The organism is Collinsella sp. TF05-9AC (assembly GCF_003438495.1).
Taxonomy (GTDB): Bacteria; Actinomycetota; Coriobacteriia; order Coriobacteriales; family Coriobacteriaceae; genus Collinsella.
In genome coordinates this window covers 100,777-120,401 of the sequence record NZ_QSSH01000001.1, presented here as the reverse complement: position 1 = coordinate 120,401, position 19,625 = coordinate 100,777, and the positions used below count along the sequence as shown (strand labels likewise).

Sequence of the window (19,625 nt, the reverse complement as noted above, 5' to 3'; positions counted from 1 at the left end):
CCCTCGATGTTTACTCCGCTTATCACTCATGATTCTGACGGCACTGCATTGGCGGCACCCGTTGATGCCGCACGTCGCAACGGTGCCACGTACAATACGCACACGATCGACGATCTGCGCATTAAGGACGATCGCCTGCGTGCGGCCATCGAGGGCACGGGACACCTGCTGTTCGACGGCGGCATGGGCACCATGTTGCAAGCGGCCGGCATGAAGGCCGGCGCCCTGCCCGAGCTGCTCAACTTTGAGGAGCCCCAGGTTATCACTGATATCCAGCGTCAATATGTCGAGGCCGGCTGCGACGTGATTACCGCCAACACCTTTGGCGCCAACGCCCATAAGCTCGACGGTGCCGCCACCGTGGCAGACGTCTTTGCCGCGGCCGTCGCCTGTGCCCGCGAGGCCGGCGCCCGCTACGTCGCCGGCGATATCGGCCCCATCGGCGCACTGCTTCGCCCCTTGGGCACCCTCAGCTTTGACGAGGCCTACGACCTCTTTGCCGAGGAGGTGCGCGCCGGCGTCGATGCGGGCGTAGACCTCTTTATTATCGAGACTATGACCGACCTTGCCGAGATCAAGGCGGCTGTCCTCGCCTGCCGCGAGAACTCCGACCTGCCCGTCTTTGCCACCATGACCTTTGAGGAAGACGGTCGCACCTTCCTGGGCACGAGTCCCGAGGTGGCCGCCATCACGCTCGATGCCATCGGCGCCGACGTTTTGGGCATCAACTGCAGCCAAGGACCGGCCGAGCTCCGGGGGCTCGCCGCACGTATGCTCACCGTTACCGACAAGCCTGTTATGGTGCAGGCCAATGCGGGACTCCCCCATGTGGACGACGACGGCAACACCGTCTTTGATATCCAAGCCCCCGAATACGCCAAGGCCGTCGCCGGTATGATCGCCGACGGCGTGAGCGTCGTGGGCGGCTGCTGCGGCACCACGCCGGCGCACATGGCGACCTTGCGCACGCTTATCGACAACCACACGCCCAGTCCACGCCACTGCAAGCCCAGCATGTCGGTCACGAGCGCCCAAACGGTCGTGGACCTTCCCCGCGATGGCCACAAGATCGCCGTCATTGGCGAGCGTATCAACCCCACCGGCAAAAAGCGCCTGCAGCAGGCCCTGCGCGACGGCGATCTGGACTACGTGGTGAGCCAGGGCATCAGCCAGCAGGAGCAGGGCGCCGACATCCTGGACGTCAACGTGGGCCTGCCCGAGATCGACGAGGTCAAGATTATCCAACAGGCGACCGAACAGCTCCAGGGCTCCACGCTGCTGCCGCTGCAGATCGACTCCACCGACCCCGCAGCCGTCGAGGCCGCCGTGCGCCGCTACGCCGGCAAGCCCATCATCAACTCGGTCAATGGCAAGCAGCAGATCATGGATGAGATCTTTCCGCTGGTCGCCCACTACGGCACCAACGTTGTCGGACTTACGCTCGACGAAGGCGGCATCCCCGATACCGCCGAGGCCCGCTTCGCCATCGCCGAGCGCATCGTGGCCGAGGCCGCCCGCTACGGCATCGGCCCGAACCGCATCCTCATCGACTGTCTAGTCATGACCGCCTCGACCAATCAACGCCAAGCCGAGCAGATCCTGCGCGCCATGTCCCTGTGCAAGGAGCGTCTGGGCGTCAAATGCGCGCTCGGCGTGTCGAACATCAGCTTTGGCCTGCCTGCCCGCCCGCTGCTGGGCTCGGTCTTTTTGGCTGCCGCTTTTGGCGCGGGCCTGGACGCCCCCATCATGAACCCGGGCTCCAAGCGCTTTATGGATACCGTCTACAGCTATCGCGTCCTGAGCGTTGAGGACGAGGGCTCGACCGGATACATCGAACGCTACGCCGGCTGGACCGATCCGTACAAGATCGCCGCGAACCCGGCGGCGGCTCAGGTAGTATCGACCGACACCGCGCCCGCTGCTGGCACCGCCGGCACTGACAGCAACGACGACCCGATTCGTCGCATGGTCGTCTCGGGCCGCAAAGGCGAGATCGCGGCCGAGACCGAGCGCCTGCTGGCAGATCACGACGCCATGGACCTCATCAACAATCACTTTATCCCCGCCCTCGACGAGGTTGGCATCCTCTTTGACCAGGGCAAGTTCTTCTTGCCGCAGCTTATGGCCTCGGCCGAGGCCGCGCGCGTGGGTTTTGACACCATCAAGCGCCTGATGCCCGCCGGCGAGATTGCCGACAAGGGCAAGATCTGCGTGGCCACCGTCAAGGGCGACATCCACGACATTGGCAAGAATATCGTCAAGATGCTGCTCGATAACTACGGCTACACCGTCTTTGATCTGGGTCGCGACGTCGACCCGCAGGAGGTGCTCAAGACCGTCAAGGAACGCGACATTAAGCTCGTCGGCCTCTCGGCGCTTATGACTACCACGGTCGTCGCCATGGAGGAGACCATCAAGCTGCTTCATGCCGAGGTGCCAGGCGTCAAGATCATCGTAGGCGGTGCCGTGCTCACCCCCGAATACGCCAAGCAGATCGGCGCTGACTACTACGCCAAGGACGCCGCCGAAAGCGCGCGCATCGCCGAAGAGGTCTTTGGGCAGTAACACAACGGAAACAACCGAGCACCAAAACGTGCCGCACGCGCCACTTGGCACGTGCGGCACGTTAGAATAGACAAGACTATGCTCGTTTTGGCAGATAGGAGCGCAAGGATGGCGATCACGCCCGCAGAAATCGCGGAAACCCGCGGCATGGTTGAGGAGCAGAACCTCGACATCAGGACCATCACCATGGGTGTTTCGCTCATGGGTTGCGGTGACGAGAACCTCGACCGCATGTGCACGAAGATCTACGACCACGTGACGCACACGGCTGAGCACCTGGTCGAGACCGCCGAGAACCTCGAGCGCGAGTACGGTATCCCCATCGTCAACAAGCGCGTTTCCGTCACCCCGGTGGCACAGATCGCCGCGTGCTGCAAGGATGAGGACCTCACCCCCATCGCGCATGCCCTCGACCGCGCGGCCGAGACGCTCGGCATCGATTACCTGGGCGGCTTCTCCGCACTCGTCCAGAAGGGCATCGGCGACGCCGACCGCCGCGTCATCCAGTCCATCCCCCAGGCGCTTGCCACCACCAGCCGCGTCTGCTCCAGCGTCAACGTCGCCAGCCTGCGTGCCGGCATCAACATGGACGCCGTGCTCATGGCGGCTCAGACCATCATCGATGCCGCCAAGCTTACGGCAGACGAGGATTCCGTCGGCGCCTCCAAGTTTGTCTGCTTTGCCAACATGGTCGAGGACTCCCCGTTTATGGCGGGCGCCGTCCACGGCGGTGGCGAGGCCGACGCCGTCATCAACGTAGGCGTCTCGGGCCCCGGCGTTATGGCCGCAGCCCTGGAGACGCTGCCCGATTCCGCATCGATGATGGAAGTCGCCGAGAAGATCAAGCAGACCGCCTTTAAGATTACCCGTGCCGGCGAGCTCATGAGCCGCGAGGCCGCCCGTCGCCTGGGTGTCGAGAAGGGCATTGTCGACCTGTCGCTGGCACCTACGCCCGCCATCGGCGACTCCGTCGCGCGCATCCTCGAGATCATCGGCGTGGGCACCTGCGGTGGCCCCGGCACGACCTGCGCGCTCGCCATGCTCAACGATGCCGTCAAGAAGGGCGGCGTCATGGCCAGCTCCAGCGTGGGCGGTCTCTCGGGCGCCTTTATCCCCGTGTCCGAGGACGCCGGCATGATCGCCGCCGTCGAGGCCGGCGCGCTTTCGCTCGAGAAGCTCGAGGCCATGACCTGCGTGTGCTCCGTCGGCCTGGACATGATCGCCATCCCCGGCGACACCCCGGTCGAGACCATCGCCGGCATTATCGCCGACGAGATGGCCATCGGCGTCATCAACAATAAGACCACGGCCGTCCGCGTGATTCCCGCCATCGGTAAGGGCGTGGGCGACTGCGTCGAGTACGGCGGTCTGTTCGGCCGTGCGCCCATCATGCCGGTGAACCCCAACGCCGGCACCGTGCTCGCCCACCGTGGCGGACGCTTCCCGGCGCCGCTGAACTCGCTCAAGAACTAGCTGAGGGGTTCGGGCGAGGAGCCCCGGGGAGGGCAAATATATAAGGTCGCCTGCTCGGACAGTCCTGACTCGCACGGAGAGCACATTAAGTGCTCTCCGGCTCGTGCGGAACTCGCGATCGACCTTATATATTTGCCCTCCCCGGGGCTCCCGCACAACGGGACCTCAGTTGGGTTCTATCCCGGTTGCAGTTGCTTCGCTCCTGCACCACTTGGCTGGTGCGGCGGTTTGGCGTTGGAACGGTTCTTTTTCTGATATATGCTGGTTGCGGCTCTTCTTTTGGAAGGAGTCGCTTTTTTGTTGTGAGGGGGATGGCCCGTGGCTGATGGTGCAATTCAATCTGAGCTGCTTTCTGCTGATTGGAATGGCGAATGGATGCGTCTGCAAGCTGATCGGCGACGGGCTGATGATCCTTTTGAGTGGGATAAGCGGGCTCGGCATTTTCGTCCGCTGGAAACTGCCCCGTATGCTCGGGATTTTATACAATTGTTGGCGCTTGAGCCTGGTGAGTCGGTGCTCGATATGGGGTGCGGGGCTGGGTCGATTGCTATTCCGCTTGCTCAGGCTGGACATCCTGTGATTGCTGCTGACTTTTCCCCTGCTATGTTGGGCACGCTTGATGCTGGCATTGAGTACTATGGACTCGAGGATCGCATTACGCCGCTTGAGCTTGCTTGGGATGATGACTGGGATTTGGTTGGGCCGGTCGCGAAAGCGGTAGATGTTGCCTTTGCCAGTCGCTCTGTCACCACGACCAACCTAAAAGGGGCACTTGCCAAGCTTGACCGTACGACTCGTCGGCGTTGTGCCGTCACGATGATCGCCAACTCGAGTCCGCGTTATGACCTGCACTTGATGAATGCCATCGGCGCCTCGGTTACCTGCAGTAATGGTTTTGTGTATGCCTTTAACATCCTTATTCAGATGGGTGCACTGCCGCAGGTCACGTACTTTGAATCGCCCCGCCGTGACACCTTCGATAGTCTCGAGGCGGGCGTGGCGGATTTTTCTCGCATGCTCGAACATGGCAACGAGGATAAGATCGACCGCCTGCGCGACTATATCGCCCACCACATGATCGAGAACCCCCATGCCGGCGAGCCGGGATCCAAGGGCGTACCGCAGGGACGTTACATGCTCGACCACATCCGCAAAGTCCGATGGGCGTTTATCGCCTGGGAGCCGGTCTCCGTACCCCGCCCGTAGCCCATCTAAAGCTTGCATCGTCTTCCCGCCCGGCATCCGCATTCTTTGCGAACTGGGCAAACGCGCTCCACACCGCGCCGTTCCTGCGCTATCGTGGGACAGCTCACGTAGATTAAGGCCCCATTGCGGGGCGCCCCATACATAGAAAGCGAGAACCCATGGCACTGACAGGAGCCCAGGTCAAGCAGCTTCGCAGCATGGCCCATCACCTCAACCCCGCCATCATCATCGGTAAGTCCGATGTCAACGAGGGCACCGTCGAGCAGACGGTCGCCTACCTGGAGAAGCACGAGCTCGTTAAGTGCTCCGTGCTGGACGGCTCCAGCCTTTCTGCCCGCGAGGCCGCCGAGGAGCTCGCCGAGCGCTGCCACGCCGAGGTCGTTCAGGTTATCGGCCGCAAGTTCTCGCTGTATCGCGAGTCCTCGCGCAAGGATATCGAGAAGATCAAGCTCGTCTAAAACCGAGTGGCCATACCGAGTAGCTTGCGGGCGTCCGAGTGATTCGGATGCCCGTTTTTTATCGCTCGACAAGCACGCGCTTGAGCCTGCCTTCGACCAGGCGCTCATACAGGCGCCTTGTCTCGGGCTCGGGCACGCCTTGAACCTGCTCTCGCAGGTGGTGCATGTGACCGCTGTATAACTCGACAACATCGCGGCGTCGTCCCGCCGCACCGTAAACGCGCATGGCGCAGCGAACCATGTCCTCGCGCGCCGTCTCCTGGCGAAGCCCCGATTCCACGAGCCAAATTGCCGATTGCAGGTCATTCTCCTCGAGAGCGGCATTCGCTCCCCTAATCATGCAGTCGATGTACTTGGATTGCATTATGTGGCGCATACGCGTAAAGAACGTGGGATTGCAACCGGTGGGAACATACAGCGGGCCCGCGTAGAGCTGCTCAACCTTAAGACATAGCTCAACCAGGTGAGGCCCTCTCGCACCCATGCGATTTCCCAAGATCTCGCGGCTCAGCTGTTCAAAGAGCCTAACATCAGTCTTAACGTAGTCGCCGTTGAGTCCAATGCACTCGTTTTGGATGAGCACACACGACTTGCCATCCGGCGTTGGACCCAAAGCCGAGCGCAAGCGCGATACCGTCGAATACAGATTGTTGCGCGCGGCGTTAAACTCGGCATGGGGCCACAACTCCATGGCGATCGTCTCGCGGTCGACCATGGCATCCATACCTAACGCAAGGCGTTCGGCAAGCGTTGCCGCCTTTTTGCGACGCCACATCTTATCCGTGATGGGAAAACCGTCGCGCTCGGCGCGAAACGCGCCAAACATGCGCATCTCAATATGGCCGATAGTATCGACTGCCTCAACCTCGCCCGCCTGGAACAGGTGCTCACTTTCACCCTCAAAGTCATCGCGTAGTGAATACCGCGACAGCTCGCGCACCGGAAGCTTCTTGCGAATCCTGACGGCAGGCTCGCCCAGACAATGCATCGCAAGACGCGCGAACAGCCGATACGATGGGTCTAAAATCCCCGAGCGATTCATAGACATCCAGGCAGCAAGATCGCTGTCGCGGCCCGCAGCGGCCAGGTGCAGCGCCACGATCCAGGCTTCTGAGCCATTGACCTGCGTCTTGCTAATGTCGAGCAGCTCTGCCTCTTCGCGAACCGATACCAGCGACGTATTGCGCAGGTACGCCACGCGCTCCAGCAGCAATGCATTTTCGCGCATGTACGTAATCGATTCGTCAGCGAGCTTGAGCACCTGGACCGCGCGGAACTTCGCGTTGACCGGCCGCCCCTCCGCCAGCGATTGCCAGCCCTCCAGCAATAGACCAAACAACTGAATTTGATTGTCGCGAACACGCACCGCAAAGCGGTCGAGCTCGCCAAACGCCACATCGTCGGTCACGGGCAAGCCCGCGAGCAGGCGCCGCGCTGCTAATACCATACGCAGCCAAATGGATGGCGCCTTAAGCCCACGGATATCGAGCGCCTCGAGTATCTGAGCCATCTTGTCATCGCGCTCGTCGGGTTTAGTAAACGAGCCGTCGAACAGCTCCACCAGCATATGGTCGGCCTGTATGAGAATCCCCGCGATGTCGAGCTCGCAATCATAGACTTTGCACGCCTTGAGCTTCGCGAGAACATTGCCGTCTTCCGCTCGCTCGATTAGATGGCGCTTGATCTCGATATGCGCGGACAGCATGTCGAGTACCTCGCAGGATGTCTGTTCTTGCAAAACAGGATTGGTGGGAAGTCCCAGGTCATTGTCACCGTAAAAGGCGATAGTGAGCGCCTGGGCTATTTTCCAGGTAGCGGGGTCGAGCTCGCGCGCCGCCTGATCACCCGCGCGTTCGATAACGGACGCCATATACCTTGCTAGCTTTGTATTGCACACGCTGACAGCCGCCAGATACACGCCGAGTGCCTCGGCGGGTGCCGGCTCTTGCTCCTGCTTTTCCGCATTGATCATCGCCGACGCCGCGCGGCAAATGTCCCCTCCATGCCCGGTCAGGGCAAGATCGGCCCCATACTGCCCGGCTAGCTCCAACACCACACGGCGGTCCAAGAACGCATCGGCCAGGTCCATGGCCAAATCGCATCTGCCTGCCTTAATCAAAATGCGAGCAGCCCGCGATACCAGTTCGGGACGGATCTCGGCAACAAGCTTTCGCAGTCTCAGACGCGCGTTGTCCTTAGCGCCCAAACACCTAAAGGTGCGATCAGACGGATCCACGCCAAAAATCGGATAATCGCGCACAAAGATGGACTGGTCGACCATCGAAAGCCTCACACCGCACGCCTCTAGCTCCGCAATGCGGCCCTCGCCCATCAGCACCATCAAGCAGGCAACGGTAAACAGCAGGTTGTTCTCGAGCGATGCGAGATCGGCCAGCGCCGCACCGCACACGTTGACGATTTCGTTCTCGAGCAACCCGGCAACATCGCCCTGTCCATACATTCCCGCCTGCAGGGCAGATACCAGCTCTGGCACACCCTGCGTGAGCCGATAAAAATCGAGCGATGTGCTGATCGAGAACGCCGTGGCCCATGACGAATACTCATAGGCGTGCACCTTGAGCATCTGCGCATTGACTTTTACAGAATCGCCCAGCCCGTGGATAAGCAATCGGTTGGAGGGGCGGCAAGTAATAAAGACCCCCGTCCCCGTAGCACGTAAGCTGCGGATTCGATCGATGAGGTCCTCTGTTTCGCGCTGCTCGAGATTGGGCACGTTGTCGATCGCAACGAGCGAGTGCGGCTTGTCCTTGAGCTCATCGGCGACAACCTCGAGCTGCATAAAGAGCTCGCGTCCAATCGCGCGGTCGGCCTCGATTATCCGAACCGGCCCTCGCGTGGGGTCCGATTTAACTTCCTGCACGTATTGCAGCAATACCGACGTCTTACCAAACCCGTCGGGCGCGTAAAGCAGAACGATTCCCGCCTTGCGCCCTTTAACGATGAGCTCGTTCATCAAGCGATCGCGCCGCACCATATAGCCGCCGCCCGTCGGCATCAACTCGAGGTCATTCGTATTGCCCAGATCGTTTACCATGCCTGCTCCTCTACTCGACCATATGGACACCGTAGCTGCAGGACCATATGAGCCACCCCGTGAATAGCGCGACTTAGAGTTTTTGGCTGTCTGCCGGTACGTGTTTGGCAAGTTTTTGTACAGCGAGGCCCGATGGTATTTTATTCCCCAACCAATAGGTCTTTGTGCAGGTCAATGCGCTTGCCAGCATGTCCCATCCAATTTGCAGTGTAGCGCAGTCGGCTGTTTTTATTTGAGTTGCGCAACTCGCCTATTCCTCGCTACCGCCTGCGACTCTATAGTGGCAAATGTGCATAGAATCTGGTATGGAATGAATCTCATAATTTAGAGCCCGCTCGCCAAGCATGTGGCAAGGTTTCCGTCATGCATGTGCCACGGCCTATGTCCACTAAAAAGGCCCCCGCAAAGCGAGGGCCTTTTGGAAAGCTATGTAAGATCGCTTGGTCGCGTTACTCGCAGAGCGAAAGAGCGGCCTCGTCAGCAACGACGACGCAGTTGGTGTGCAGCTGCAGGATCGAAGCCGGGCACTCGGGCGTAACCGGACCATAGCACATGTCATGCACGGCCTGAGCCTTGGCCTCGCCGTTGGCGACGACCAGGATCATGCGGGCATACATGATGGTCTGGGTACCCATGGTGTAGGCCTGACGGGGAACATCGTCGATACTGTCGAACAGGCGGCTGTTGGCCTGAATGGTGCTCTCGGTGAGGTCGACGCAGTGCGTGCCCTTGGAGAAGTGGTCATCGGGCTCGTTGAAGCCGATGTGGCCGTTGTTGCCAATGCCGAGCAGCTGCAGATCCGGGTAACCGGCGTCGGCGACGATCTTGTCGTACTCAGAGCAGGCAGCGGCGGCGTCGGGGTTGGAACCGTCGGGCACATGCGTGTTGTTCAGGTCGATGTTGATGTGATCGAAGAAGTTCTCACGCATGAAGTAGTGATAGCTCTGGGGATCGTCGTGCGAAAGGCCGCGATACTCGTCCAGGTTGTAGGTGCTGACCTCGGCAAAGTCGACGTCGCCCTTCTTGTACCAAGTAGCGAGCTGCTTGTAGGCTCCGATCGGGGTGGAGCCGGTGGCAAGACCCAGCACACAGTCGGGCTTGAGGATAACCTGGGCCGAGATGATATTAGCGGCCTTGCGGCTCATATCCTCGTAGTCTTTAGCTTTAATGATCTTCATTACGCGTCCTTTCTCGTACAAGAGAGGCAAGGCTCCCTTACAAGCACTTGCCCGCGGCCCGCGTCGGCCGCAACCAACGTGTGCGGCCACCAGGGCGAGGTCGCGTAATGTATGTGTCTCGTGTCTAGCCGCGTCGAGGCCCCTGCCCGTCCACGGTGACCCAAAGCCTTTTAGCTTCGGACAAATCCCATCTTGCCACTGAGGGCGTCCTCTTTCAAGGGCGCCCTCCGTAAACGTGTTTGAATTGTAGACTAATGGCCACGTGCACTTGCTAGCGCTCGCGAGCAACGATGAGCTGGTCCATCTCTTCGACATGCACGCCAACGGAGCCCTTGATGCTCGAGAACTCAACGGAGTTGCACACCAAGATGGGAACCGTCACATCGTAGCCCTCGGCAGCAATTGCCTCGCGATCGAACTCAATGAGCACATCGCCCTTATGGACGATGTCACCCACTTGCGCATGTACGGTAAAGTGCTTGCCCTCGAGCTGAACAGTGTCCAAACCAACGTGGATGAGCACGTCCAAGCCATCGACCGTGTTAAGCGCAACGGCGTGTCCCGTGGGAAAAATAGCCTCGACCTTGGCATCAGCCGGCGCGATCACGCGCGTACCCGTAGGCTGAATGGCAACGCCCTGGCCCAAAAGGCCGGTGGCAAACGTCTGATCGTTTACCTCGGAAAGCGGAATGACATCGCCCGAGATGGGAGCATCCAGCGTAAGGACTCGACCACGCATACCAAAAGACCTTAGGACTTTAGTGAACATGCTCCCCCTCGGACATACCAATCAATCAAAATAACCTTAACAGTTTACCACTTGGCAACGGTTTTTGACCATTAGGGAAGTTCGCGCTTGACAACCTCGACGATGTCGTCGACAACGCGCTGGGTCAGCTCGTGCGTCTCGGCCTCGGCCATCACGCGGACCAGCGGCTCGGTGCCGCTCGGGCGCACCAGAATGCGGCCGCGGCCGTCAAGCTCCTTCTCGGCAGCAGCAACGGCATCCCAGATGGGCTGGCAATCGTCCAGACCAGCCTTGTTGTCGGAATGCACGTTGACGAGTACCTGCGGGTACTTCTTCATGATGCCGGCAAGATCGGTGAGGGTACGACCGGTGCGCTTGAGCACGGCCAGCAGCTGCAGAGCCGTCACCAAGCCGTCACCGGTGGTGTTGTGCTCCAGGAAGATGATGTGGCCGGACTGTTCGCCGCCGATGACGGCGCCGTCCGCGAGCATGCGCTCCAAAACGTAGCGGTCGCCCACGGCGGTCTGAACCATCTCGAAGCCCTGCTCCTTCATAGCGATGGAGAAGCCCAGGTTGCACATGACGGTCGAGACGATCTCGGAGTTGGCGAGCTTGCCGCGAGCGGCGAGGTCAGAACCGCAGATAGCCAGGATGTAGTCACCGTCGATCTCATTGCCCTCGCTGTCCACGAACAGCACGCGGTCGGCGTCGCCGTCGTGGGCCAGACCGATGTCAGCATGGGTGCGCAGCACGAGCTCGCGCAGGGGCTCGAGGTGCGTAGAGCCGCACTCAACGTTAATGTCGGTGCCGCAGTAATCGGTGTTGATGGCATGGACCGTGGCACCCAGGCGCTGCAGCGCGGCGGGCGTAGTCTGGCAGGAAGCACCGTGACCGCAGTCGACGGCAACGACTAGGCCGTCGAGCCTCAGGCCATCGAGCGTATCGATGGCGTGGTCGACGTATGCCTTGCGAGCGTCCTTCATCTTGATGATGTGGCCCACACCGGCGCCGGTCGGCAGCGTGTCGGCAGCCATGGCTTCCTCGGACATGACCCAGGCGCTGATCTCTTCCTCGACAGCATCGGGAAGCTTCATACCCTTGCGGCTAAAGAACTTGATGCCGTTGAACTCCGGCGGATTGTGCGAAGCGGAGATGACAATGCCGCCATCGAGCTCGTTTTGAACAGTGAGCAGCGCCACGGCGGGCGTGGGGATAACGCCGCAGCAATGAGGACGGCCGCCCTCGGCCATAATGCCGGCGGTCAGAGCGCTCTCGAGCATGGTGCCCGAAAGGCGCGTGTCGCGGCCGATGCAGATATCCGGACCAAGAAACTTGGTCGCCGCACGGCCCAGGCGAAACGCGAGGTCGCACGAGAGGTCGGCATTGGCGACGCCACGGACGCCATCGGTACCGAAGATGTTCTGGGGCATAGGATCGCTCCTTCCCTAGCAGGCGATATGCAACCGCCCACCCTAGTCGAAAAAGAAAAGCGGGACCCGCCGAGGAATCGGCAGGCCCCGCTTGTACATTGTATCTCGAAAGGAGATAAAACCTTAGCGCTTGGAGAACTGGGGAGCGCGGCGGGCCTTCTTGAGGCCGTACTTCTTGCGCTCGACCACGCGAGCATCGCGCGTAAGGAAACCGGCCTTCTTGAGGTCAGCACGGTAGTCGCCAGCGTTCAGAAGAGCGCGAGCGATGCCCAGGCGCAGAGCGCCGGACTGACCGGAGATGCCGCCGCCATCGCACAGAGCGATAACGTCGAACTGACCGGCGGTGTCGGTCACCTTGAAGGGAGCAAGGGCGTTCTCAACGAGCTGATGGCGGCCGAAATACTGCTCGGCGTCACGCTTGTTGATGGTCACCTTGCCGGTGCCGGGGACGAGACGGACGCGGGCGACGGCGTTCTTACGACGACCGGTACCCTGGTAGACAACGGTGTTCTCAGCCATCTTTAAGCCTCCAGCTCAATCTTCGTGGGGTTCTGGGCAGCATGCGGATGCTCGGCACCAGCGTAGACCTTAAGCTTGGTCATCTGGGCACGGCCGAGGGTGGTCTTGGGCAGCATACCGCGAACGGCGCGCTCGATGACCTTCTCCGGGTGCTTCTCCATAGCCTGGCGGAAGCTCTCAGCCTTGAGGCCGCCGTTGTAGCCGCTGTGGCGATAATAGGTCTTCGTGTCGGCCTTGTTACCGGTAAGCTGGACCTTATCGGCGTTGATGACGACAACGAAGTCGCCGCAGTCGCTGTTGGGCGTGAACTGGGGCTTGTTCTTACCGCGCAGGATCATTGCGATCTGGGTGGCAAGACGGCCCAGGACAGCACCATCGGCGTCGACGAGAACCCAGTTGCGCTGGACCTCGCCCTGCTTGGCGTAGTGAGTCGATTTCGAAATCACTTAGACTCCTCCATGTACAGTACGTGTTGTTACAGAGATTCACGGGGCTCTGCAAGTAACCCGTCCATATTACCCCGCTCGCCGTACGAGTCAACAGGTATTTTGGCTCCGACCAGAGTTTCTGCACATGTCATCCACGAGCCGTGATTTTCCAGCTCTTTAGCTGTTGTCATTTTTTGAGGGTTCGCCGTCGCTAGCGCTCAACGAACTCTTGGATTTCCGCGAGCAGGCGCTTTGCCTCCTGGCGGCCCTGGATATACAGGTCCAGAAGCTTTGCCGGATCGTGCTCAACATGGCCGACCTCGACCGGCTTTTGCGGAGCGACGACCAACGCACGGCCCTCGCGCTCATACTTCCACAGGTGCATGCGCTGGATGTTGTAACGGTCGTGGCGCGTCTCGATAGCCTCGAGCAGATAGGGGTAGTCGGCATAGCGGGCGCGCGCGGCCGGCAAAAACTCGTAGGGCTTTTTCTCGTACGAGCGGTCCTGCGTGACGATGACGACCGCACGGTCGAAGCCCGCCTCCTCCAGCACATGCTCGATAGGAACCGAATCGGCCACGCCGCCGTCGACGTATTTGTGCCCGTCTATCTCGACCGGCGGTGTCACCAGCGGCAACGAGGTCGATGCGCGCACAGCGTCGAGGTCGAGCACGGCGCTTTTGACCGGGAGGTACGTGGCGGTTCCAAAGAGCATGTCCGTCGCGACGGCGTACATCTCGATGGGGCTCGCATCGAACGTCTCGTTGTCAAAGGGGTCCAGGCGGTCCTGGACATCGTTGAAGATAAAATCGTAGCCGACGATAGAGCCCGTGGCCGCAAACAACGCGGCGCCCATGAAGCGGTTGTCGTTACAGAAAGCCAGGTTGATGCGGTTGGCACGGCCGATCTGGTGCGATTTGTAGTTCACGCCGTTGAGGGCGCCGGCCGATACACCGTAGACAGCCGGAATCTCGACGCCAGCCTCCATGAGAACGTCGAGCACGCCTGCGGTAAATTGCCCGCGAAAGCTACCGCCCTCCAGGACGAGCGCGACCTTGCCGGCGTTCTTTGCCTTATCTTCTGCAGTCATGTTGACCTCCTGCTGTTTCGTTTTGGCCTTCTTCTACCCAGTTTTGGGATGGCGAGAGCGCAGGTTTTGGAGTTGAGGAGGGCGGGGCGGTCGGCGGGAAAGCGCGTCCCGTTCTGAGCGCGGATTCCGGAACGAACTTTCCGCTAGCCATTCATTTGGAAACTGCATCCCATTCCGAACGAAGATTCCGGGATGTACTTTCCGCTTGAGCTGCCATTGGGAAAGCATATCCCACTCTACGGCTCGATTCCGGGTCGCAGTTTCCGCTTGAGGCATCATCCGGAAACTACATCCCAGTCTGAGCGCGGATTCCGGGACGTGCTTTCCGCCTGGGCTGCCATCGGGAAAGCGTGTCCCGGTCTGCGTTGCCAAGGCGTTTTCTTTACGCCCGCGCCCTGCATAGAGTTCGATTCTCCGCGGGTTTGGGATTCCGTTGATGTGGCGCATGGCAGGCTGGGATTCGATAACATCGCATCCATATCGGGTCGAGGCTTTGCGCGGAGAATCCGCGTGTTCGCTTCGCGAACCCGCACCGGCTTCGGCCGCCTGTCGGCGTCCTCGCCCGCTCGCTACAAACGCTCCGCGTTTGTTTAACGCTCGCGCCCTGCATAGAGTTCGATTCTACGCGGTACGGACAAGAAATAAAAAGGCAGGTAGATATGGGTATCTACCTGCCTGTTACTTATGGTGGAGGCGCGGAGAATCGAACTCCGGTCCACGAAAGCCCCCTGATTGGCATCTCCAAGCTCAGTCGCTGGTTTAGTCTCGGACGCTTTGCGCGCAGCGACACGCTCGCGGCATCCCAACCGGTTCGGTCTTAGCCCGCGCCATACCGATTACGTGCGCGGGAGCATTCCCCTAACATGACGTCGCGCCGGTGTCGGGGAAATCACCGGGTTGACGCGCCGCTATAAACTAAGCAGCGAGAGCCATAGGCTCAAAAGAAGAGTTGTTGTCAATTCAATTTGACGGTACCCCTGTTTAACGAGGCGAGGAGACCTCGGCTTGCTTCCTCTCTCAGAGCTATCGTGTCGAAACCAGTCGCCCCCGAATGTCGGGAAAGTCTGGATGGTATCGGACCTACAAGCACCCGATAACCGTCGACTTTTCAAGGAACATGCGGGGCGAGCCCCGCTTGTGGAGTGTTATTTTACCACGCTCTGAAAGCGGACAGCTGTTCTATGCACGAGCTGTGAAGACCCTAATGTGCACCGCACTTCGCACTTTTGCTGCCGATCGCGTCACGTATATTTTCGCCAAGCAAAATTGACCCATCGAAAGGATCGTTATGGATAACAAGCAGCAACTCGTCAATGCCCTCGCGGGACTGGGCTCAACCATTACCGAAGCTATGGATGTCATCGAGGGCTTTGTCCCCTGCGGACATCCCGCCCTCACGGTATCGAACGCACTCGTCGCGCTGGACGCTGACGATGATGCAGCTCTCGCCCAGCAGTTTGAGACCGTCGAGGGCTTTATCGACCACGTGAGTGAGAACCGCGGCGTGGCCGCCTACCACGGCATCGAGGTCGAGCTCGCGGGTCCCAAAGCCGATCTGCTCGCAGCAATCCGCGAGATAGGCGCCCTTATGCAGACCGCAGGCGTCAAGAACACCCAGGTCAACGAGTGGGTCTACCGCAGCTTAGCCGCGCTCGGCAGCTCCGAAGAAAAGGCAGCCGAGCAGCTCACCAAAGTCCCCGCCATTAAGGCCGAGCTTTTGTAAATAGAAGACGCGGGCCCCTTGGCGCATCGTCGTCCAAGAGGCCCGCAAACAGTTCGCGTCAACCGATAGCCGCGCCGCCGCGATCGGCCAAAGCAAGAATCGGCATCATTTGACGAGGTGTCTTTGCTGCAAGATCGGCATGTTCGAGCAGTTTGCGATCGTTGGTCACCAAGTAATCGACCTGCGCGCGCTTGCACGCGGCGAGTACCAAGTTGTCCTCGTAATCGCGATGGAGCGACAGATATTTGTCGGCTAGCCACAGATCGGATGCATCAGTGCCCACGGCCGTGGCGTTTTCGGTCATGTTCCGAACAAACGCCAACGCCGCATCGCCAATTGCACGGGCAGATGTCTCTTCGAGCACTCCCCCGCTGGCAAGAACGCTACGCTTCAGCTCATGTTGGACAACGTACAGTACGTCCTTAGCAATATGCACCGGAAAGAACAGCAACGCCCCCGTCTCCGCCGCCTGCCCAATAAACGCGCGTGCGGCAAGCGACTCGGCATGGTCGACGCAAAACGAATCAACCCATACGTTGGCATCCACCATTATTTTGAGGGGAGCCCCGCTCACAGGATCATCCCCTTTTGGCGATAGCGCTCGTCCATGGCTTCGGAATAGATTGTGTCCCAATCGCGATCGTCGGACACGGGCGACGTAGCGATGCCCAGGTCCGCGTAAAGCTGATCAGCCGCCGCCCATGATGCGGCGAACGGAGTATCGGGCGCGACGATCTGCTGCCGGTCGTCGACGGCCGCAAGCACTTCCTCGCACTGCCCGCCACCCTGCGCGACCTTGGCCACCACCTTTTTGATGAGCTCGGGCAGCGACCCGCCCGAAAGCCGCAGCACCTCCTCGGCACGGTTCTTGACCTGGCGATCTACGCGAACGTTCACCTGCGCCATGCCGCTAACAGCACCCACGTTGATCCTGCTCCCTTCAATTGCTAGCATCGCTAGCAACACTATATAGAGAAGCTAGCAAATGGTCAAATGCAAAAGGCCTGCGCCCGGACGACACCGATGCCGTCTGGGCGCAGGCCAGATAACGTGGGCAAACACGTCTGCTAATGCAGGTAAGCCTTGGCGTTGCTCAGGCTGTAGGCAATCGTCGAGCCGTTGTGCAGCAGCGACGACGCCTGCGGGGTAATCGCGCCGGTAATACCCAGTGCCAAGAGCGCTGAGTTGGTAAGCATCACCTTAGAGTAGGAGCTCGTCAGACGATCAACGAGGCCCTGGCTCATGCGGCGCAGGCGCACAATTGCGGCGAGATCCGTATCGGTCAGGATGATATCGGCGACCTCCTTGGCGATGTCGCTTCCGCCACCCATCGCCAGGCCCACGTCAGCCAAGCCGAGCGCCGGCGAATCGTTGACGCCGTCGCCCACCATGGCAACGTGGCGCCCCTCGCTCTTAATGCGTTCCACATAAGCGTACTTGTCCTCGGGCAGCAGCTCGGCCTTAAATTCATCGACACCCGCCTCGCGCGCAATGCGCTCGGCCGTGCGCTCGGAGTCGCCCGTGAGCATAACGACATGCTTGACGCCCAGCGCATGCAGGTCGGCGATAGCCTCGCGGACCCCGGGCTTGAGCGGATCCTCGATGCCGAGCACGCCCACGACCGTGCCGTCGACCGCCAGGTACAGCGGCGACAAGCCCTGCATCTGGGACTCGATGCGCTCCTTGATGTCGGACTCGAGCTGCGCGCCCTCATCCTCGAATACAAAGTGCGCTGAACCGATGATTGCGCGACGATCCTCGATTGACGAGGCAATGCCGTGCGCCACGATATACTCAACGGCAGCATGGCGCTCGCGATGCTCGAGCTCGCGCTCGCGCGCCGCATTGACCACAGCGCGCGCCACCGGATGCGGAAAATGCTCCTCCAGGCAAGCGGAAAGGCGCAGGACCTCATCCTCGCTCCAGCCATCGGTCGTCAGCACGCAAGCCAGGCGCGGCTGCGCCTCGGTGAGCGTGCCGGTCTTGTCAAAGACAATGGTATCGGCCTTGGCAAACGACTCAAAATACTTCGCGCCCTTGACCATGACGCCCATCTTGGCAGCATCGCTCATAGCGGTCATGACGGCAACGGAACCCGTGAGCTTGAGTGCGCACGAGTAGTCGACCATCAGCGCCGCCGAGGTCTTAATGAGGCTACGCGTGGTGAGAGCGACAAGGCCCGCGAGCAGGAAGTTCCACGGGACGATCTTGTTGGCGAGGTCTTCCATGTGCGACTGGCCCTCGGACTTGAGCGAGTCGGCCGCCTGCACGAGCGAGACGATCGAGCGCAGCTTGGTCTGAGCCGTGTTGGCGCGCACGCGCACCAAGATGCTGCCGTCCTCGACGACAGTTCCAGCAAACACATCGTCGCCTGCGCTGCGCTCGACGGCAAGCGGCTCGCCGGTCAGGGTCGCCTGGTTAACCATGGCGCTTCCCTGCTCAACCACGCCGTCGATGCAGATGGACATGCCGGTGCGAACGGCGACCAAGTCGCCGGGCTCAAGCTCGGTGGCGGCAACGCTCACCTCGGTGTCGCCGACGACCTTTTGCGCCTTGTCGGGCACATCGAGCAGCGAGTTGATGAGCTCGTTTTCGCTCATGGCGCGGGTGTAGTCCTCGAGCAGCTCGCCCACGTTGAGCAGGAACATCGTCTGCCCCGCGGTATCGACATCACGTTTGACAAACGAGATACCGATGGCCGAAGCGTCGAGCACGGGAACGGCCAGACGCGGCTGCGAGAGCTCGTGGAGAGCGGCGCGCAAAAATGCCATGTAACCGGCCACGACAAAGATGGCACGCAGCGGCGTAGGCAGGAACCAGCGGCGCGCGTAGTGGGCACCGATAAGTGTGGCAAGATCCATGACGAGCTTGTGCTTGCGTGGCTCAAGCTGCATCACGTAACCCGTCTTTGCGTCGGCAATGGCCTGGGCATCGAGCGCACCCAGGGCGTCGAGCACGCCTGCACGACACTGCTCGTCATATTCGAGCGCCATCTGGCCAATACGGCCATAAACGCGCACCTTGTGCACGCCGTCGATATCGCCGCTGAGTTTAAGAAGTGCGTCGAGATCGCTCTCTGGCACAGGACCCGCCAATTGAAGACGGGTCCTGCCGGGGATCTCGCTAATAATCGAGAATCTCATAGTTTGTGCCCGGGAGCGTTACTCGGCTGCCTCGTCAGCAGCGGCCTCGCTCTGGGTGATGTAGGCAGCCTCGGCAACCATGTCGTCGACATTGGCCTTGGCCTGCTCGACCATGTCCTGATAGCAGTTCTTGACGCGCATACCGCACGCGATGCCCTGCACGCAGGCATTCTTTACCGGAGCGCTGGTAAGCAGCTTGATGCCGGCCGTGCCGAGCAGAAAACCGCCACCAACAAGCAGGGTGTTAAACGTGGACTTCTTCATGATGTCTCTCCCTTTTCCGCAACAACTGCGGCACGGTGCCTTAGCACCCGAGTAAACAAGTTTGCTCGAGCACACTTTTGGAAAATAGTTTAGTTTATCTAACTATTAAGTTCAACAAAGGTTAACTTTTTGGAAATCTTGGAGCACAAACCGACCGACTTTCGACAATCCGCTTGCCGCAACGTATATCTCCGGCATCCAAGAAAGGCTCTCCCCCGACCCAACAAATCGAGGTCTAATATTTTCCCGAGAAGTGAACGAGCAAAATCGGACCCCTGAAGCATCCGCATTTTTTGGCAACAAAACCGCAGGAAAAACTCGACAAAACCGCAGGAAACAGAGCCC

16 protein-coding genes and 1 other RNA gene are annotated in these 19,625 nt (G+C 60.2%); 5 read left to right on the top strand and 12 right to left on the bottom strand.

Annotated features, from left to right (window positions below; all coding sequences use genetic code 11):
• The first annotated feature begins 6 nt into the window (after positions 1-6).
• The 4 genes from DXC52_RS00470 (at position 7) to DXC52_RS00455 (ending at position 5,702) form a co-directional block, all read left to right on the top strand.
• Positions 7-2,565, top strand: coding sequence for a homocysteine S-methyltransferase family protein (locus tag DXC52_RS00470; RefSeq protein WP_199409395.1), 2,559 nt, complete (start codon positions 7-9; stop codon positions 2,563-2,565).
• A 108-nt stretch (positions 2,566-2,673) separates the two neighbouring features.
• On the top strand, positions 2,674-4,038 hold the full coding sequence (locus DXC52_RS00465; protein ID WP_117745712.1) for a PFL family protein: 1,365 nt from the start codon (positions 2,674-2,676) through the stop codon (positions 4,036-4,038).
• Between the two features lie 318 nt (positions 4,039-4,356).
• The gene (locus tag DXC52_RS00460) at positions 4,357-5,244 is read left to right on the top strand and encodes a methyltransferase domain-containing protein (protein ID WP_233504694.1); all 888 of its coding nucleotides are present in this window, start codon (positions 4,357-4,359) and stop codon (positions 5,242-5,244) included.
• A gap of 158 nt (positions 5,245-5,402) precedes the next feature.
• Positions 5,403-5,702, top strand: a complete 300-nt coding sequence (locus tag DXC52_RS00455; RefSeq protein WP_006234690.1) for a YhbY family RNA-binding protein — start codon at positions 5,403-5,405, stop codon at positions 5,700-5,702.
• 58 nt (positions 5,703-5,760) lie between these two features.
• Here DXC52_RS00455 and DXC52_RS00450 read toward each other — a convergent pair whose 3' ends face one another.
• From DXC52_RS00450 to ssrA, 8 genes are all read right to left on the bottom strand, one after another.
• Positions 5,761-8,757 carry a BTAD domain-containing putative transcriptional regulator gene (locus tag DXC52_RS00450; protein WP_117745711.1) on the bottom strand — a complete coding sequence of 999 codons (2,997 nt, stop codon included), beginning with the start codon at positions 8,755-8,757 and terminating at the stop codon, positions 5,761-5,763.
• Positions 8,758-9,206: 449 nt separating this feature from the next.
• On the bottom strand, positions 9,207-9,935 hold the full coding sequence (nagB, locus tag DXC52_RS00445; protein WP_117745710.1) for a glucosamine-6-phosphate deaminase: 729 nt from the start codon (positions 9,933-9,935) through the stop codon (positions 9,207-9,209).
• Between the two features lie 271 nt (positions 9,936-10,206).
• Positions 10,207-10,704, bottom strand: a complete 498-nt coding sequence (locus DXC52_RS00440; RefSeq protein WP_022094632.1) for a PTS glucose transporter subunit IIA — start codon at positions 10,702-10,704, stop codon at positions 10,207-10,209.
• 71 nt (positions 10,705-10,775) lie between these two features.
• Positions 10,776-12,113, bottom strand: a complete 1,338-nt coding sequence (gene glmM, locus DXC52_RS00435) for a phosphoglucosamine mutase (protein ID WP_006234694.1) — start codon at positions 12,111-12,113, stop codon at positions 10,776-10,778.
• A 123-nt stretch (positions 12,114-12,236) separates the two neighbouring features.
• The gene (rpsI, locus tag DXC52_RS00430) at positions 12,237-12,632 is read right to left on the bottom strand and encodes a 30S ribosomal protein S9 (protein WP_022094634.1); all 396 of its coding nucleotides are present in this window, start codon (positions 12,630-12,632) and stop codon (positions 12,237-12,239) included.
• A 2-nt stretch (positions 12,633-12,634) separates the two neighbouring features.
• Positions 12,635-13,078, bottom strand: a complete 444-nt coding sequence (rplM, locus tag DXC52_RS00425) for a 50S ribosomal protein L13 (RefSeq protein WP_022094635.1) — start codon at positions 13,076-13,078, stop codon at positions 12,635-12,637.
• A gap of 193 nt (positions 13,079-13,271) precedes the next feature.
• Positions 13,272-14,150, bottom strand: a complete 879-nt coding sequence (locus DXC52_RS00420) for a patatin family protein (protein WP_117745709.1) — start codon at positions 14,148-14,150, stop codon at positions 13,272-13,274.
• 685 nt (positions 14,151-14,835) lie between these two features.
• Positions 14,836-15,199, bottom strand: a transfer-messenger RNA (tmRNA) gene (gene ssrA / locus DXC52_RS00415).
• A gap of 239 nt (positions 15,200-15,438) precedes the next feature.
• Between ssrA and DXC52_RS00410 the strand changes: the two genes are divergently transcribed.
• Positions 15,439-15,873 carry a hypothetical protein gene (locus DXC52_RS00410; RefSeq protein ID WP_117745708.1) on the top strand — a complete coding sequence of 145 codons (435 nt, stop codon included), beginning with the start codon at positions 15,439-15,441 and terminating at the stop codon, positions 15,871-15,873.
• Positions 15,874-15,931: 58 nt separating this feature from the next.
• Here DXC52_RS00410 and DXC52_RS00405 read toward each other — a convergent pair whose 3' ends face one another.
• The 4 genes from DXC52_RS00405 to DXC52_RS00390 all read right to left on the bottom strand — a co-directional run bounded on the left by DXC52_RS00405 (position 15,932) and on the right by DXC52_RS00390 (position 19,280).
• A complete protein-coding gene (locus tag DXC52_RS00405) occupies positions 15,932-16,447 on the bottom strand; it encodes a PIN domain-containing protein (protein ID WP_147330580.1) in 516 nt (171 codons plus the stop codon).
• Positions 16,444-16,797, bottom strand: a complete 354-nt coding sequence (locus tag DXC52_RS00400) for a hypothetical protein (RefSeq protein ID WP_147330579.1) — start codon at positions 16,795-16,797, stop codon at positions 16,444-16,446. The genes DXC52_RS00405 and DXC52_RS00400 overlap by 4 nt, the downstream gene beginning before the upstream one ends.
• Before the next feature lie 143 nt (positions 16,798-16,940).
• Positions 16,941-18,956 (bottom strand): heavy metal translocating P-type ATPase, encoded by a 2,016-nt coding sequence (locus DXC52_RS00395; RefSeq protein ID WP_233504693.1) that lies wholly within the window; start codon positions 18,954-18,956, stop codon positions 16,941-16,943.
• 78 nt (positions 18,957-19,034) lie between these two features.
• Positions 19,035-19,280, bottom strand: a complete 246-nt coding sequence (locus tag DXC52_RS00390) for a DUF6110 family protein (protein ID WP_022094642.1) — start codon at positions 19,278-19,280, stop codon at positions 19,035-19,037.
• Between the last annotated feature and the right edge of the window lie 345 nt (positions 19,281-19,625).

Bases quoted from the DNA above. Each gene is read 5' to 3' on its own strand.
- DXC52_RS00470 (WP_199409395.1), top strand. From the start codon at position 7: ATGTTTACTCCGCTTATCACTCATGATTCTGACGGCACTGCATTGGCG.
- DXC52_RS00465 (WP_117745712.1), top strand. From the start codon at position 2,674: ATGGCGATCACGCCCGCAGAAATCGCGGAAACCCGCGGCATGGTTGAG.
- DXC52_RS00455 (WP_006234690.1), top strand. From the start codon at position 5,403: ATGGCACTGACAGGAGCCCAGGTCAAGCAGCTTCGCAGCATGGCCCAT.
- DXC52_RS00450 (WP_117745711.1), bottom strand. From the start codon at position 8,757: ATGGTAAACGATCTGGGCAATACGAATGACCTCGAGTTGATGCCGACG.
- nagB (WP_117745710.1), bottom strand. From the start codon at position 9,935: ATGAAGATCATTAAAGCTAAAGACTACGAGGATATGAGCCGCAAGGCC.
- DXC52_RS00440 (WP_022094632.1), bottom strand. From the start codon at position 10,704: ATGTTCACTAAAGTCCTAAGGTCTTTTGGTATGCGTGGTCGAGTCCTT.
- glmM (WP_006234694.1), bottom strand. From the start codon at position 12,113: ATGCCCCAGAACATCTTCGGTACCGATGGCGTCCGTGGCGTCGCCAAT.
- rpsI (WP_022094634.1), bottom strand. From the start codon at position 12,632: ATGGCTGAGAACACCGTTGTCTACCAGGGTACCGGTCGTCGTAAGAAC.
- DXC52_RS00420 (WP_117745709.1), bottom strand. From the start codon at position 14,150: ATGACTGCAGAAGATAAGGCAAAGAACGCCGGCAAGGTCGCGCTCGTC.
- DXC52_RS00410 (WP_117745708.1), top strand. From the start codon at position 15,439: ATGGATAACAAGCAGCAACTCGTCAATGCCCTCGCGGGACTGGGCTCA.
- DXC52_RS00390 (WP_022094642.1), bottom strand. From the start codon at position 19,280: ATGAAGAAGTCCACGTTTAACACCCTGCTTGTTGGTGGCGGTTTTCTG.